Here is a 16,173-nt window from a genome sequence, read left to right as displayed (position 1 = left end):
GGCGCTTTGAGATAGATATGCGTGTCGAGGCGTGCGCTCGCCGTCTCGCGCACGGGAGACCGTCCAGCGGCGACTTCGGCGGGCAGCGGCCACAAAAGCGCCAACCGCAACCAGCCGGGGACCACCCCAGGGCGCGTAAAAGCGCATCTATTGGGCGGTATCGAACAAGGTCACATTGGCGTTTGTCTTGAGGCCCACTTTTCAGCCCCCAGAACGATCGGCACCGCCGAGGCCAAATCGCTGGCCGAGATCTCGATCGCATGATGCAAGGACGCGCCGAGGTTCCCCGCTTCAATGCGGCGTTGCCTGACGCAATAGTCGATCAGCTTTTTGACGGCTCGGCGCTCGTTCGGCGGAAACGAGAAGCTAAACACGCGGTTCGTGTCGTGAATAAGCTGGCCGAAAACGATCCTCTTACCGTTCAGATCGCCAATCTTTTTGACGCGGTATACCCCGCCGATTTCGGCCGGCTTTGCGACATCGGCATAAAGCCAAAAACTCACGACGAACGATCCCACAGGTAAGGCCCACGTATTGCCGTGGTCAATGTAGAACGGGTGGTCGTCGCCGTTGTGCTGGATTTCTGCTGCGGAATAAACGGGAGGGCGGAGCGCTTTTATCTCCGTCCACGCCTGGTCGTACTCCTTGTTGGAGCGCTTGCGAGATGGCTCGATGAACGCCAGGAAATGGATTTTGAAATCGGCGAGGAGCACTGGCGCCCTGGTCAGGAGCTTCAGGAACGTCAGCGACGCCTGAGGCGGCGGTACCGCCTTGAGGATCTCTTCGTCCACATCGAGGGACCCGTCATCCTCCCAGAGACGGTCGAACCACCGTCTGGCGTCGGCGACGGACGTCGCGTCAGAAATGGCGGCCTCGAGATCGGACAGGTTCTTTAGCCCGCGGTTGGACGCGTTGGCCGATCCTACGACCACAGTTTTGGGTCCGAGGTAAACCTTGGAATGCAGTCCGTTTCGAGTCTTGACCGTCGTCTTCTTGCGAGCGAGGAGGCGCCTGATCTCGCCCGGATCGCAGAAGCCGCTGTTCAGGTCGCACAAGATGCGGACGGGCGCAGCGGTCTCAAAGAGCTTCAGCTGATCAGACATGCCGCGACCCCAGTATGCCACTGCGAGGTCGATCGACGTCGACTTGGCCTGCGTAACCGAGGAGTTGATCGCGTCAAGAATCTTGGGGCCGGAAAGAAATTGAGCCATCGTTATCACCTCGACGAAAGCCGTCGATTGATTCATGAGGATACTTTTCCGTCAAGCTCCGGCTCCGGCCGGCAGGCCCGCGCGCCCTCATCGTCCAGCTCAATGAGCTCCACGAGATCAATCCGACCCGCCCTGAGCAGTCCCGACATCGGCCGGGATTGACGGCTTTCCGGGCCGATCGAGTGGTACACACAGGTGGTCACAAACCTTCGGCTTTTTCTGGAATGCCTTGCTTTACAGGGTTTTTATGGTACCTGCGGCCTTTGAGTGGGAATCCATCCCTCTCCTCCGTCTCGAAAGAAGTCTGCAAGAGACTAACGGTCCCTCAGCTCTGATCATCGAGGCGTGATTCCAACTGCCGCTGCCTGATGTCTGTTTCGAGTTCGGCCGTGCGTTCAATCATGCTGTGGACGATCGTTTCGCGGTCGAGTTGGGTTAGTCCGCGGATCCCATGTGCTCGCAACTCCTCTTCGAGGATCGCGGCCATGATCGATACGATGCGCATTCGCTCCAATCCCTTTGTCGAAAGTTGAACGGCAGCAAGATCTGTACAGCGCGGCTATTTCACTTCTTTAGAGTTCGGCTCGAAGGAAAATGGTATGGAGGCCACTTCGCACACCGCTTCAATCAAGGAACGTACGGCCCGAGCATCCCAGTCGATCTGATCAATCGGCGCATCCCAATATTCGGAAATAACGTAGGCTGCGTGGCGAGCTTTTACGCCCAGACCGGCTAGGGTTCGTGCCGGTGTGGCCAATATGGCCTGCTCTATGGGCGCTAGCTCGGCGAGCATGCTTTCGATTCCTTCGAGATGATCTGGTGATGCCGGATCGTACAAGGCTCGTATCTTGGCAATAGCCTCTTCGAGCTGCTTGCCCATTATGATCAAGCCTGAATCGTCGTCGGTTGCCTTGACCCGTATGTTGGCGACGTCTGAAGCTGAACGTCTATAGGCTTTGTCGGGGTTGTCGCGGTCGCGGCTGCCGGAGCGAGATCCGATTTTGGTCTGAGGCTCGTAGGACGGTTGGGACGAGGGGGTCTTCATTGCTTACGCATCTCAATGAACGGCAACAAGCACCTGAAAATTGCGCAGACGGCTCAACTCGAAACTCTCAAGGCTATCCACATGAGATTTCATTCCGATACGGGTGGATAATACCCTTAAGAGGTGTATTTATAACCTTATAGTGGCGCTTTTGCTAGGGCTGTCGATGGTGATCTCATGATCACCTCTCGACAAATTCGGGCTGCTAGAGCGTTGCTTGGCTGGTCCCAGCAGCAACTTGCGGACAAGGCGATTGTGTCCCTGAACGCCGTTGCGAGGCTCGAGGGCGGGGTGGTGGATTCTCGGATAAGTACGGTGCAGGCCGTTCAGGAAGCTTTGGCCAAAGCCGGTATAGAGTTTCTCGATGCGGACCAAAAAGGCGAGGGCGTGAGGCTAAAGAGTCCGAAAGCCTAACCGGGCCCCAGATCTACGATCCCTGCGTGCCCCCGATCAACGGCGCTCGATTCAAGCGCATCAGTTGGCTTCTGACGACCTAATCCACTAGGGCGCGAAGGCGCCTTTGATGCTGAACGCAAATTGATCGGTAGTCACGGGGAATGTGTCGGGAGATCCTCCCGACTTGCGAAAGAGCTTTTGATTGGGTGGCGCACCCGACACGATTCGAACGTGTGGCCTTCGCCTTCGGAGGGCGACGCTCTATCCAGCTGAGCTACGGGTGCCTGCGCTGCTTACGCAGTGCTTACGCGGAAACTTCGTGGCTGTGAAGCGATCCGCGCCGATTTCTTAAGTGTCTGAAACCCAAGTGACTTTTTACTTTCACACTGCCGCAAAACAGCTTGACATCTGCCTTCGGAGGGCAACGCTCTATCCAGCTGAGCTACGGGTGCGTACGGCAAATCGTTTAGCCGATTGCCCCGGCGACGGCAACGGCCTTGGATGCTCCCGGACCGGGCGGACGGCCGCTCGCGCCGCGAGGCACGCGGGCAGTTCGGCGGGGGGCGCGGCCGGCCCGCTCCCGCCGACCGCCCTACGCCGGCACGATGGTCTTGCCGATCGGCCACAAGGCGAGCCCGGCGAGCTTCAGATGGGCCCAGGCGAAGGGCAGGCCGATGATGCTCACCGCGAGCACGATTGCGGTCAGGAGGTGGCCGAGCGCCAGCCACCAGCCGGCCAGCACGAGCCAGATGATGTTGCCGAGCAGGCCGAGAACGCCGGTTCCGACGTCCTCCATGCCGGTGAGCTCGTCGCGGCGGACCGCGCGCGAGCCGAACGGCAGCAGCGTATAGGCGGCGATGTTGAAGGCGGCGCGGGACCAGGGCAGGCCGACGATCGTGATCGCCATCACGACCGCGGCGACCAGCCAGCCAAACGCCATGTAGGCGCCGCCGCACAGGATCCAGAGGATGTTCAGAAGCAAGGAAACCGGCTGCATGACGACCTGCCAACTCCGTTGTTGCCGCTCCGGATATAGGAACGCCGCGCCGAGGCCGGTAGCGGGCCGGTCGTCGAAATCTGCGTGGCCTCGCGCCGCAGCCACGGCCGGGGCGGCCGGGCGTGGACCGTGCCGTCGAGCCGGCTCAGCCGGCGACCTGCAGGCCCCCTGCCGCCGCCTCCAGGGCAAACAGCTTGCGCAGCTCGGCCGCCGGCTTCGGGGCGCTGAACAGATAGCCCTGCATTTCGGTGCAGCCGAGCTGGCGCAGCGCCGTCTGCTGCGCCCCGGTCTCGACGCCTTCGGCCGTAGTCGTCATGTTGCTGGCGGCGGCGATGCTCACCACCGCCTGGACGATCGCCGACGAGCTGCCGGCGCCGATGTCGCTGACGAAGCAGCGGTCGATCTTGATCTTGTCGAACGGGAACCGCTTCAGATAGCTCAGCGACGAATAGCCGGTGCCGAAATCGTCGAGCGCGATGCGCACGCCCATGTCGTGCAACTGGTGCAGGATGCCGAGCGCGGCGTCGTCGTCGCTGATCAGCACCGCCTCGGTGATCTCGATCTCGAGCCGTTCGGGTGCAAGGCCGGCCGCCGACAGCGCGCCTGCGATCCGCAGCGCCAGGGTCGGCGATTTGAGCTGCACGGGCGAGACGTTCACGGCGATGCGGATGTCGGCGGGCCAATGCGCGGCCTCGGCGCAGGCGGTGCGTAACACCCAGTCGCCGATCTCGTTGATGAGCCCGGTGTCCTCGGCGAGCGGAATGAAGTCGAGCGGCGGCACCATCCCCCGCTCCGGATGACGCCAGCGCAACAGCGCCTCGCAGCCGGTCATGACGTTCTCGCTGAAGCCGAGCAGCGGCTGGTAGTGCAGCTCGAATTGGCCTTCCGTGATCGCCCGGCGCAGGTCCTGCTGCAACTGCAGCCGCGCGAGCGCGTTTTCATCCATCGCCGGCTCGAAGAAACGGAAAGTGCGGCGGCCGCCGGCCTTGGCGGCATACATTGCGAGGTCGGCATTCTTGGTCAGCTGGTCGCGCTCGACGCCGTCCTGGGGCGCCAGCGCGATGCCGATGCTGGCGTCGGTCGACAATTGGTGGCCCAGGCATTTATAGGGCTCGCGGATCGCGTCGAGGATCTCCTTCACGGCCACGATGACCTCGTCCCGGTCCGCAACGGTGGTCAGCAGCACCGCGAATTCATCGCCGCCGAGCCGGGCCACCATATCCTCCGGCGCGAGACAGCTTTCGATGCGGCGCGCGATCGTCTTCAACAGCTCGTCGCCGACATGATGGCCGAGCGAATCGTTGATGCCCTTGAACTCGTCGACATCGATGTAGAGCAGCGCGAAGAAGGTGCCGTGGCGCACGCGTTCCAGTTCCTCGTCGATGCGCTCCTGGAACAGCACGCGGTTCGGCAGCTCGGTCAACGCATCGAAATGTGCGAGATGGGCGATCTTCTCGTCGGCCAGCCGCCGCTCCGTGGTGTCCTCGATCACGTTGATCAGATAGCGCGGCCGCTGCGCATCATCCGCGACGGCGATGCGCCGCGATGTGATGTAGCGCAAGCCCAGCCCCGGACTCTGCCAGGGATGTTCGGCGAGAAACAGCCCGTCCGACTGCTCCAGAGCCCGGTCGTCGTCCGCCGTCACCTTTTCCGCGACCGGTCGCGGCAGCAGGTCGAACGCCGTCTTGCCGACGATCTCGTCGCGTGGCACGCCGAAGCGCTGCTCGGTCGACTGGTTGACCAGCACGTAGCGGCGGTCGCGGACGTCCTTGACCATGATGTGTGACGGGATGTGGTCGATGATCTCGCGCAGGAATGCGTAATTGCGGTCGCGCTCCTGCTCGATCCTGCGATGCTCGCTGATGTCCTCGATCGTCGTGACCCATCCGCCCGACGCCAGCGGCTTGTCGATGATGTTGAAGAAGCGTCCGGCTCCGCCCTCCGCGATCATCTGCGACGTGCCGCCTGCCGCGGCTCTGTCGATGATGTCGGCGCAGAAGTCGGTCACGTCGCCGTTGAAGGATCCGCGCGCCTTGCAGTGTGCGATGACCTCGCTGAGGTGGGCACCGGGCCTGATCGCGTCTCTGGACAGGCCGAGCAGGTCGATGAAGCGCTGATTGAACATCACGACGCATGCGTTCGCGTCGAACGAGATCAGCCCCTGCGTCATGTTGTCCAGCGCAGTCTCGACCCGTTGCTTCTCGGTCTCCAGTTGACGCGTTGCCGCACGCCCCTGTCGCACGATCTGCCGGATCATCAGGCTGAACGTCAGGGCGATGACCGCGATCGCAAGCATCGCCGCACCCACGAGCAGCACCATCTGCGATCGCCAGTCCGCGAGCGCATCGTCGACCAGCCTATTGGCCGAGATGACGAGCGGGAAGCGCCCGATCCTAGAGGCCGACGCGATCTTCTCCAGGTTGTCGAAGGAGCTCGTGAGCAGGGTCGTGCGCAGGCCACTCTCCGCGACCCCCTTCAGCAGCTCGTCGTTCCCGATCCTGGCGCCCATCAGGGATTCGGCGTGCGGGTAGCGCGCCAGCACGGCGCCGTCGGAATGGACCAGCATGATCGACGAGCCCTTCCCGAGAGCCATCGATTCCAGGAACGTCTCGTAGGTGTGCGGATCCACCCGGCGGGTCAGGAGGCCGAGGAATTCCCCGTTCGGGCCGTTCAGGCGATGCGCGACGATGGTCGCCCAGCCGCCGGTGACGCGGCTCATGACGGGCAGGATCACGAAGCTGTCCGGCCGCGATGCCGATTGCAGGTCCTTGAAGTAGGAGCGGTCCGCGACGTTGATGGCCGGCAGCGGGTCGTTGGACGACCAGTTCACGAAATTGCCGTCGACGTCGATGATCGTGAGGTCTCCCATATAGGACAGGCCACTGACCTGAGAGCGCAGCATCTCGCTGATCTCGGGTTTTGCCATCTCGGTCCGGAATGCCTCCGGCGAACCAATCGACGCGAGCTGCATGCGGCGAATCGCATGCGACACCGCGGTCTCGGCATCTTCGAACTGCTGCGCGAAATGCCGGCTCAACAGCAGCACGGTATTTTCGAGCTCGCGCTCGTTGTTGGCGATCGCACGTGTCCGAAAGCCGCTGGCCATGACGATCGTCCCGATGACGATCGCTGCGATCAGAAGCGCGCCGCACGCGATCAGCCATGGCACCGGACCGCGCCAGAGGGACGTGCCAATCCGTTCCGGCTCGCTACCGCCGGTCCCTGACGTGTCTGCTGCGCCCTGCATGCCTTGATCGACCCGGGGAGGAAATGACTTGTTGCAAGCAAGCTTGATAACAAGGCACTGGTGCCGGACCGGTTAGGAAATGCGGTTAGCCGTCGCTTAAGGGCGCGTCGAAACTTCGCGGCAAACGATAATTTCCGCATGCGAATACCGTGCGGCCAAAGCTGCGGCGGCGCCGCAGCGCGGAATTTTAAGGGTACTTGCAGCTCAGCGTGTCGCGCCCGGCTTGTTGCGGAGGCGCCCGACGACGCCGGTCGGAAAGAAATAGACGCTGGCGATGAACAGGAGGCCGAGCCACAGCAGCCAGCGGTCGGGATGCAGGAGGCCCGGCAGCAGCGGCAGGCCGGCGTCCGCCGCCGCGGTCGAGGCGATGCCCATCAGGGCCTGGAGATAGTTCTGCGCCAGGATGAAGATCGCCGCGCCGATGATTGCGCCATAGATCGTGCCCATGCCGCCGATCACCACCATCAGCAGGATGTCGAGCATGATCGAGAAGGCGAGCGAGGTGTCGGGGCCGGCATAGCGCAGCCACAGCGCGTTCAGCATGCCCGCGCACGCCGCGATGACAGCGGCGATGCAGTTGGCATAGGTGAGATGGAAGACGGTGCGGTAGCCGAGCGCCTCGGCCCGAAAGCGGTTCTCGCGGATCGCCTGCAGCACGCGGCCGAACGGCGAGTTGACGACGCGCAGCAGCGCCAGGATCATCAGTGCGCAGACCGACAGCACCAGGTAATAGGTCAGGATGCGTCCGTTGATCGGGAAGCCGAACCAGTCCTTGCTGATGAACACGGTGCCCGGGCGCAGGAGCTCCGGCAGTTGGAAGCTGCGGCCGTCCTCGCCGCCCGTCAGCCACGACAATTGCGACGCCAGCACCAGGAAGGCCGAGGCGACCGCGAGCGTGATCATGGCGAAGAAGATCGCCTCGACCCGCAGGGAGAACAGGCCGATCGCGAGCGCCAGCAGCAATGCGAGCGGCAGCCCGGCCGCGACGGCGACCGCGACCGCGGTCCAATTGGGGCCGAGGCCATAGAGCGCGATCGCGATCGCATAGGAGCCGATGCCGTAGAACATCGTGTGCGCGAACGACACCGAGCCGGTGTAGCCCAGCAGCAGGTCGTAGGACGCGACCAGCGCGGCGAAGATGCAGATCTTGGCGGCGACGTTGAGCGCCTTGGCGCCAGGAAAGATGAAGGGTGTCGCCAGCAGTGCCAGGATGATGACGGTGAGCAGGATGGACAGCGCGCGGCTGCGCGGTGGGTCGCCGGACAGGATCATCATCGGCTGGTCACCGCATAGAGGCCGCGCGGCCGCCACATCAGGACGGCGACCATCAGCAGGATGTTGGAGACGAGGGCGAGCTTCGGCACCAGGAAGCCGCCATAGTTGGCGACCATCGCAACCAGGATCGCGCCGATGAAGCAGCCAGTGATCGAGCCGAGCCCGCCGATGATCACGACGATGAACACCAGCACGGTGAGCTCGTCGCCGATCGAGGCATGCACCTGCTCGCGATACAGCCCCCACATCACGCCGCCGAGGCCGGCCAGCGCGGAGCCGGTCATGAACACGCCGAGGAACAGCCGGCGGATGCGATAGCCGAGCGCCTCGACCATCTCGCGGTTCTCGACGCCGGCGCGGATCAACAGGCCGATCTTGGTCCGGTTCAGCACCAGCTCGATGGCGACGAAGATCGCGAAGCCGACGAGCATGGCCAGCAACCGGTATTTCGAGATCGCGACATCGCCGATGATGAAGGACCCGCGCAACGCCGTGGGCAGCGGCATGGGAATGATCTGCGGGCCGAACAACGCATACAGGGTCTGCTCGGCAACGATGAGGCCGCCGGTGGTCATCAGGATCTGCTTGAGGTGCTGGCCGTAGACCGGCAGCACCAGCACGCGCTCGACGACCAGGCCGAGCGCGCCGGTCACGCCCATCGACAGCAGCGCAGCCGGGACGAGGACGGCGAGATTGGTCAGCAGCGAGTCGGACTGGGCCCAGCCCGCCAGCGGCAGCAGCACCAGGGTCGCAACGTAGGCGCCGACGGCGATGAAGGCACCGTGGCCGAAATTGAGCACGTCCATCAGGCCGAATACGAGCGTCAGGCCCGAGGCCATGATGAAGATCATCATGCCCATCGCGAGGCTCGCAACCGTCAGGGTAACCCAGGAGCTCGCTGACCCGACCAGCGGGATCATCAGGAGCGCCAGCACGACCGGCAGCAGCAGCGGCGCGATGTCGCGCTTCGGCTTGGGCAGCGCATCGGTTGCCGCGATCTCGCTCATTGATGCGCCTCCAGGCTGAGGCCGAGCAGGCGCTCCTGCAGCGGCACGTCGGCCGCGAGCGCGGCCATCTCGCCGCGATGGACGATGGTGCCGTTGTCCATCACCAGCACCTGGTCGCCGAGCTCGCGCGCGGCGTGAAAATTCTGCTCGACCAGCAGGATCGTGGCGCCACGGCGCTTGATCTCCTTGAGGCATTCGATCAGCGACACCACGATCGCCGGCGCCAGGCCCTTGGTCGGCTCGTCGATCAGCAGCAGCTTGCGCGGCTCGACGATCGCGCGCGCGATCGACAGCATCTGCTTTTGGCCGCCGGACAGGCTGCCGGCGCGGGACAACCAGAACTTCTTCAGGGCTGGAAAGAAGCCGAAGATCCAGGCGAGCTGGGCATCGTCGAGCGGACCGTTGCGCGCCGCCAGCACCAGGTTCTCCTTGACCGTCAGGTCGGAGAACACCGCCATGCTCTCGGGCACGTAGCCGACGCCGCGCTGTGCGATGTCGGGCGTCGCGAGCTTTTCGATCGCTTCGCCCGCGAGCGTGATGGTGCCGGTCTTCGCCTGCCACAGCCCCATGATGGTGCGCAAGGTCGTGGTCTTGCCGGCGCCGTTGCGGCCAAGCAGCATCGTGGTCTGGCCCTCGGGCACCTCGAAGTCGACGCCCTGCAGGATGTGATAGCGTCCGATATAGGTCTCGACGCCCGCAAGCTTCAGTAGCGTGCTCATGCCGCGCTCCGCGGCGCGACGCCGAGATAGGCTTCCTGCACGACGGGCGAGGCGATGACCTCCGCCGGCTCGCCGTCGGCGACCAGCTGGCCGTTATGCAGCACGATGATGCGGTCGGCGAGCGAGCGCACGACGTCCATCTTGTGCTCGACCAGCAGGATGATCCTGCTCTTGTCCTGCTTGAGCCTGCCGATCAGGTCGAGCACGACCGGCACCTCGTCGATGCTCATGCCGGCGGTCGGCTCGTCGAACATGAAAACCTTCGGCTCCAGCGCCATCATCAGCGCGACCTCGAGCTTGCGCTGGTCGCCATGCGACAGCGTCGTCGCGGTGACGCTGCGGCGGCCGCCGAGCGCGACCTGGTCGAGGATCGCGTCCGCGCGCGCAATCAGGTCGCGCCGCGCCATCCAGGGGCGGAGCAGGTCATAGTGCACGCCGCTCTGCGCCTGCACGGCGAGCTGCACGTTCTCCTCGACGCTAAGATTGGGAAAGAGGTTGGTGAGCTGGAACGCACGTCCCAAGCCGGCGCGGGTGCGCAGCGGCGCTGAGAGAGTGGTGATGTCTTTGCCATCGAACAGGATGGAGCCGGAGGACGCACGCAGCTGCCCGGAGATCAGGTTGAAATAGGTCGTCTTGCCGGCGCCATTGGGCCCGACGATCGCGGTCAGCTCGCCCGGGCGGAAGCTGCAGCTGACACTATTGACCGCGACATGACCGCCGAAACGGATGGTGAGGTCACGGGTTTCGAGGGTGAGGGCCATGTCGCCAGCTGTCTCAATACCAACGCCAACGTGCCCGGCGCGAGGGCCGGGCACGGATGTCAGCGTCTAGCGCTTGTTGCGGATCGGGACGGTCATCTCGTCGATCTTGATCTCGCGCACCGGCTCGTTGACGGCCCAGGCGAGGTTCGGATCGACCTTGACGCGGAAGTGATACATGCTTTGCAGCGCCTGGTGATCCTCTTTCCGGAAGATCATCTTGCCCTTCGGCGTATCGAACTCCATGCCTTCCATCGCCGCAATCAGCTTCTCGGTATCGGTCGACTTGGCCTTGGTCACGGCGGTGACGACCGCCATCGCCGCGGAGAAGCCGCCCGCGGTGAAGAAGTCCGGCGGTGCGTTGAAGCGCTTCTGGTGCTCTGCCACCAGCCAGTCGTTCACGGGGTTCTTGGGAATGTCATAATAATAGTAGGTGGCGCCTTCCATGCCGGGCAGCCGCTTGTAGGCGGCGAGCGCCGGCAGGATGTTGCCGCCGGTCGACAGCTCGATGCCGTAGCGCTTGGGATCCATGTCCTGCAGCTTGGTGAGCGGATCGCCGGCGCCGGCCCAGATCACCCAGATGATCTTCTTGCCGGGCTTGTCCTTCAGCGCGTCGAACAGGCGCTGGCCGACGGCGGTGAAGTCGGTGGTGCTGGTCGGCACATATTCCTCGGCGCCCAGCGTCGCGCCGGTCTTGGCCAGCGCCTCCTTGAAGGCGGCGACGCCGTCGCGTCCGAAGGCATAGTCCTGGGCCAGCGTGGCGACGGTGACGCCGGGCTTGCCGATCGCGACTGCGTTGGAGATTGCGTCCTGCGAGGAGTTGCGGCCGGTGCGGAAGATGTAGCGGTTCCACTTCTCGCCGGTGATCTGGTCGGCCACTGCCGGCTCGACGATCAGGATCTTCTTGTTCTCTTCGGCGACCGGCAGGTCGGCGAGCGCCGCAGCGGAGGAGGTCGTGCCGATGGCGATGTCGGCGCCGTCATCCTGATAGGCCTCGGAGAGCGCCGCCTTCGACAAATCGGGCTTGCCCTGGTCGTCCTTGGTGATGATGACGATCTTGCGACCGTCGATCATGTTGGTGCCCTTGGTGGCATATTCGAAGCCGAGGCGAAGACCGGCCTCGGTCTGCTTGGCATAGGCCTCGAGCGGGCCGGTCTTGCCATAGATGAGAGCGATTTTCAGATCGTCGGCCTGGGCGGCGGTGGCCAGCAGGGCTGCAGTCAGCGATGAAACAATGCCTTTGAGAATATGTGACGTCTTCACGAGCCTTCCTCCCAGCTACCGGCGGCTGTTGTCTGCAACTGATAGTGTGCAGGCTCGGCCTGGGTCAAGGCGCTTTCGGCGGCACCCCGTGACGGCTCATTCCTCGGGCCGAAGGGCTTTTCCTCCTAAAACTCAGCGCCGATAGCGGCTGCTGCGCGCATAGGCCTGGCGATTTTCCTGCACAGGGCGACTGGCGAGACTGATGCGCGCTTCGCTTGCAAGCGGGGCCGCCGGCTTCAGCTCCTCGAGGAAGATCGGACGCGAGAAGTAGTAGCCCTGCGCATAGCGGATCTTGGTCGCGGCCTGCAGATAGGCGAGCTCCTCGAACGACTCGATGCCCTCGGCGATTACCGTCATGCCCAGAGCCTCGCTCAGGGATTCGATCGCACGCAGGATGCCCTGGCTGCGCGGCCGCTTATGAATGTCGGTGATGAAGGAACGGTCGATCTTGATCTCGTCTGCCGTGATGTCGGCGAGCGCCGACAGCGACGAATAGCCGATGCCGAAATCGTCGATCGAGATGCCGACGCCGATCCCGCGCAGCAGCGGCACGATCTCGTCCTGGAAATGGCTGCGGGTCACGAACGCGTCCTCGGTGACCTCGATCATGAACCGCTTGGGAAAGCCGGTTGCTGCAATCGCCCGGGCGAAGGGCTGCATGAATTCCGGATTCGATGCCTGTTTTGCCGCGACGTTGATGCTGATCGTCGCCTCGGGTCCAAACGCGTCGTTGATCAGATCGATCGACTTGACGATCTCGGCCAGCACGAGATGGGCGAGCTCGTCGATCAGGCCGAGCTCGACGGCGAGATTGATGAAGGAGCCGGGAGCCTGGATCACGCCTTCATTGTCGCGCAGGCGCACCAGCGCCTCGATGCCCTTGATCTCCTCGGTGCGGATGTCGACCTTGGCCTGGAACGCGCAGCAGAAGCGCTTTTCGAGGATCGCGAGCCGCAGCGACTGCTCGACCTTCATGCGCGCCAGCGCCTCGTGCTCCATTGCGCTCGAGAAGAAGGCCAGTGCGCCCTTGCCGCCGTTCTTGACGCGATACATCGCGAGATCGGCGTTCTGGCGCAGCACGTCGTAGCTCGCGCCGTGCTCGGGAAACAGGCTGACGCCAACGGACGCCGAGGCGAATACCTCGGCGCCGTCGATGAAGAAGGGCGCGTTCAGGCGGTTCACCATGTCCTGGAGGAATTCGGCGACCTCCTCGGCGCGCTCGATCGGATGCAGCAGCAGCAGGAACTCGTCGCCGCTGATACGCGACAGCAGGTCCGACTCGCGCAGGTCGCGGCTGATACGCTTGGCGAGCTCGACCAGCAGCGCATCGCCGGTGGCGTGGCCGTAATAGTCGTTGATGTATTTGAAATTATCGAGATCGAGAAAGGCGAGCGCGAAGCGTCCGTCGACCCGGCCGCGCCGGACCAGATGGTCGGCGCGATGCTCGACCACGCGGCGCATCGGCAGGCCAGTCAGCTCGTCGTAATAGGCGGCGCGAAACAGCTGGTCCTCGAACTCCTTCTGCTCGCTGATGTCGGCCGAGCTGGAGATGAGGACTACCTGGTCACCGATGCGGACCGGCCGATGCGCAGTCAGCAGGGTCTGCGCGCCGCGCTCGCCTGCCACTTTTTCCTCGCCGATCACCGTTCGCCCCCGGCCGAGGATCTCGCGGCAGGCGGTGCGCCGGTTATGGAGATGCGGCGCCGAGAGGCCGTCGATGCTGTTGGCGGCGGCGCCGAGCTGAACGGCGGCCGTATCGTTGACCAGCAGAAAGCGACCGTGCTCGTCCTGGACCGTGACGCCCGACGGCAGCTGGCTGAGGACGCTGCGCAGGAAGCGCAGCTCGGCCTCGGTCGAGCCCAGCCCCTCGTTCGGCCCGGGGGAAAAGTTGAATCGGTCGCTGCTGTACATGCGCCGATTGTGCAAAGTTCCCGCTTCATTTTAGTTAAGCGCTACGTAGAAACACGGAACGCGCGAACCAAGTATTGGAAATGACGGAGCTTTGTGCCGCGGCGTCATTAACCGTTCGTGAATCGGAGTAGCGACGCGGCCGCACGCATGCGGCGAAAGTCGTAGGCAGGAATGGCCGCCCGGCAGCCGGTTCAGTTCGGTGGCACGCGACACTGCAAGGTGCAGTGAAGGCCGGATTCGAGAAACCTGGTCTCGGTCCTGCCATCGAACGACGACAGCACGGACTTCAGCAATTTGCTCCCGAAACCGGGCTTGCCGATCGGACCGATCGGTGGACCCCCGGCCTCGTCCCAGGTCAGATCGAGGCGGTCCTCCTGCATCGTCCACGACACCTGAAGGAAGCCGCGCGGCGAAGCAAAGGCACCGTACTTGCCGGCATTGGTCGCAAGCTCGTGAAAGATCAAAGCGAGGCTGACGGCGAGCTTGGCAGGCAGGAACAGCGGCGGGCCGTTGAGCTCGAAGCGGACATGGCCATATGGCCCGAGCTCCGAGACCAGCAGATCCTTCAGGTCGCAGCCCTGTCCGTCGGCGCGCGCGATCAGGTCGTCGGCGGTCGCGAGTGCGCGGATGCGCTGGTCGATGCGGCTCCACACCTGCGGCTGGTCGTACAGCACCTGATGCAGCACGGCGTGAATGGTCGAGGTCTTGTTCTTGAGCCGGTGATGCAGCTCGTCGACCAGGAGCTTGCGATACTGCTCCTCCTGGGCGAGGCGCCGGGCGATCTCGCGCTGTTTGCCGGCCAGGCGTCGGTAGTGATCGACGCCCCAGATCACCAGCATCGCCACGACCATATACATCGCCATCAGCGCGAGCCGGGCGCCATCGGCCGGACCGCCGCCAAAATCGAGCGTCAGGCCGAGCGCTGCGCCAGCGATCGCCGTTGCCAGGCCGACGCCCGATCCGCCCATCGCGGTGGCGAAGAAGACGGCCGCCATGTAGGGCGTGAAGAACACGTCGGGCCGCAGATGCGCCATGCCGTAGCGGATCGCCGTGGCTGCGAGCAGGCACATCGCTGCAAACATGCAGCTCCATGTCAGGGAAGGCTGCTGCTCGCCGCGCCAGATCCGCTTGATGTCGTCGATGAGTCGCGTCATGGACATCCATGAGCCTCAACTGCGCAACCAAATTAAGGCCGACGTGGCGGTAATTTGTCCGGTTGATGGAAGCCGTCTTGCGTGTGTTGCAGGTTGGCGCGCACGATGATGGTTCCGCGGCGGAACTCAGGCGCTTATTATTCCGTCGCCAAGAATGAGCACGCAGCAACAACGGAAGGAGCAGGGAATGGGACGGTTGGAGGGCAAGGTCGCCGTGATCACGGGCGCGACCAGCGGGATCGGGCTGCGGACGGCGGAGATCTTCGTGGCCGAGGGGGCGAAGGTCGTCGTTGCAGGCCGGCGCGGCGCCGAGGGCGAGGCGCTGGCGCGCCGGCTCGGAGCGGACTGCGTCTTCCGGCAGACCGACGTCACCGTCGACGAGCAGATGCGGGCATTGATCGATGGCGCGGCCGAGCGCTTCGGCCGCCTCGATTGCGTGTTCAACAATGCCGGCGGCCCGGCGCAGACCGGCGGCATCGAAGGGCTCGACGCCGATCGTTTCGACCAGGCCATGGCGGTGCTGGTGCGCAGCGTCATGCTCGGCATGAAATACGCCGCGCCCCACATGAAGCGGCAAGGCGCCGGCAGCATCATCAACAACGGCTCGATCGCCGGCCGGCTCGCGGGCTATTCGACCTCGGTGGTCTACAGCACGGCGAAGGCGGCCGTGATCCATCTGACGAAATGCGTGGCGATGGAGCTCGGCGAGTCCGGCGTGCGCGTCAACTCGATCTCGCCCGGACTGATCGCCACCGGCATCTTCGGCAAGGCGCTCGGTCTGTCGACCGAGGCCGCCGAGAAGACGCCGGAGACGATCCGCAACGCCTATGCCACGGCGCAGCCGATTCCGCGTGCCGGCCTGCCCGACGACATCGCCTACGCGGCGGTGTTTCTCGCCAGCGACGAAGCCAGCTTCATCAACGGCCATGATCTCGTCATCGACGGCGCCATCACCGGCGGCCGCAACTGGAGCCAGCAGCAGCAGGGCTATCAGGCGATGCGCAAGCTGTTGGGGGACGCGGTGGAGTAGGGACGGCGAAGTATACATTTCGTCATGCCCGGGCATCCACGTCTCTCATCTGCGAGTTGCAGCAGGATGGATGGCCGGGTCAAGCCCGGCCATGACGAGGAGGAAGACGAGGAGGAAAGCGTCCGCAACAAACCAAGATCCTTGGCGCCCTTGCTGTATC

At 64.0% G+C, this 16,173-nt stretch carries 14 protein-coding genes and 1 tRNA gene; 2 read left to right on the top strand and 13 right to left on the bottom strand.

The features are described 5' to 3' along the window. Positions 1 to 170: 170 nt before the first annotated feature. The 3 genes from QW868_RS07945 to QW868_RS07935 all read right to left on the bottom strand — a co-directional run bounded on the left by QW868_RS07945 (position 171) and on the right by QW868_RS07935 (position 2,256). Positions 171 to 1,247 carry a phospholipase D family protein gene (locus tag QW868_RS07945; RefSeq protein ID WP_315715107.1) on the bottom strand — a complete coding sequence of 359 codons (1,077 nt, stop codon included), beginning with the start codon at positions 1,245 to 1,247 and terminating at the stop codon, positions 171 to 173. A 289-nt stretch (positions 1,248 to 1,536) separates the two neighbouring features. Further along, positions 1,537 to 1,716 carry a hypothetical protein gene (locus QW868_RS07940; protein ID WP_315715108.1) on the bottom strand — a complete coding sequence of 60 codons (180 nt, stop codon included), beginning with the start codon at positions 1,714 to 1,716 and terminating at the stop codon, positions 1,537 to 1,539. Positions 1,717 to 1,770: 54 nt separating this feature from the next. Next, positions 1,771 to 2,256 carry a hypothetical protein gene (locus QW868_RS07935; RefSeq protein ID WP_315715109.1) on the bottom strand — a complete coding sequence of 162 codons (486 nt, stop codon included), beginning with the start codon at positions 2,254 to 2,256 and terminating at the stop codon, positions 1,771 to 1,773. Between the two features lie 177 nt (positions 2,257 to 2,433). Here QW868_RS07935 and QW868_RS07930 point away from each other — a divergent pair, with 177 nt between their 5' ends. Further along, positions 2,434 to 2,670 carry a multiprotein-bridging factor 1 family protein gene (locus tag QW868_RS07930; RefSeq protein WP_315715110.1) on the top strand — a complete coding sequence of 79 codons (237 nt, stop codon included), beginning with the start codon at positions 2,434 to 2,436 and terminating at the stop codon, positions 2,668 to 2,670. Positions 2,671 to 2,859: 189 nt separating this feature from the next. Here the strand turns inward: QW868_RS07930 and QW868_RS07925 are convergent. The 10 genes from QW868_RS07925 to QW868_RS07880 all read right to left on the bottom strand — a co-directional run bounded on the left by QW868_RS07925 (position 2,860) and on the right by QW868_RS07880 (position 14,989). Continuing rightward, positions 2,860 to 2,936, bottom strand: a tRNA-Arg gene (locus QW868_RS07925). A gap of 308 nt (positions 2,937 to 3,244) precedes the next feature. Next, a complete protein-coding gene (locus tag QW868_RS07920) occupies positions 3,245 to 3,649 on the bottom strand; it encodes a YccF domain-containing protein (RefSeq protein WP_315797242.1) in 405 nt (134 codons plus the stop codon). 145 nt (positions 3,650 to 3,794) lie between these two features. Continuing rightward, entirely contained in the window at positions 3,795 to 6,896 is a 3,102-nt protein-coding gene (locus QW868_RS07915; RefSeq protein WP_316230299.1) for an EAL domain-containing protein, read from the bottom strand. A gap of 204 nt (positions 6,897 to 7,100) precedes the next feature. Beyond that, entirely contained in the window at positions 7,101 to 8,171 is a 1,071-nt protein-coding gene (locus QW868_RS07910) for a branched-chain amino acid ABC transporter permease (protein WP_315735395.1), read from the bottom strand. Beyond that, entirely contained in the window at positions 8,168 to 9,178 is a 1,011-nt protein-coding gene (locus tag QW868_RS07905; protein WP_316230298.1) for a branched-chain amino acid ABC transporter permease, read from the bottom strand. Before QW868_RS07905 ends, QW868_RS07910 begins: the two co-directional genes overlap by 4 nt. After that, a complete protein-coding gene (locus QW868_RS07900; protein WP_316230297.1) occupies positions 9,175 to 9,897 on the bottom strand; it encodes an ABC transporter ATP-binding protein in 723 nt (240 codons plus the stop codon). The genes QW868_RS07905 and QW868_RS07900 overlap by 4 nt, the downstream gene beginning before the upstream one ends. Further along, positions 9,894 to 10,658, bottom strand: a complete 765-nt coding sequence (locus tag QW868_RS07895; protein ID WP_316230296.1) for an ABC transporter ATP-binding protein — start codon at positions 10,656 to 10,658, stop codon at positions 9,894 to 9,896. The genes QW868_RS07900 and QW868_RS07895 overlap by 4 nt, the downstream gene beginning before the upstream one ends. Positions 10,659 to 10,724: 66 nt before the next feature. Then, on the bottom strand, positions 10,725 to 11,918 hold the full coding sequence (locus QW868_RS07890; RefSeq protein ID WP_315773241.1) for a substrate-binding domain-containing protein: 1,194 nt from the start codon (positions 11,916 to 11,918) through the stop codon (positions 10,725 to 10,727). 132 nt (positions 11,919 to 12,050) lie between these two features. After that, positions 12,051 to 13,829 (bottom strand): putative bifunctional diguanylate cyclase/phosphodiesterase, encoded by a 1,779-nt coding sequence (locus tag QW868_RS07885; protein ID WP_315797244.1) that lies wholly within the window; start codon positions 13,827 to 13,829, stop codon positions 12,051 to 12,053. A gap of 191 nt (positions 13,830 to 14,020) precedes the next feature. Then, entirely contained in the window at positions 14,021 to 14,989 is a 969-nt protein-coding gene (locus tag QW868_RS07880) for a sensor histidine kinase (protein WP_315735382.1), read from the bottom strand. Between the two features lie 181 nt (positions 14,990 to 15,170). Here QW868_RS07880 and QW868_RS07875 point away from each other — a divergent pair, with 181 nt between their 5' ends. Further along, entirely contained in the window at positions 15,171 to 16,013 is an 843-nt protein-coding gene (locus QW868_RS07875; RefSeq protein ID WP_316230295.1) for an SDR family oxidoreductase, read from the top strand. Positions 16,014 to 16,173: the final 160 nt, after the last annotated feature.

It is taken from the genome of Bradyrhizobium sp. SZCCHNR1051 (assembly GCF_032489615.1).
Lineage (GTDB): Bacteria > Pseudomonadota > Alphaproteobacteria > Rhizobiales > Xanthobacteraceae > Bradyrhizobium.
This window is presented reverse-complemented; position numbering and strand designations above follow the sequence as displayed.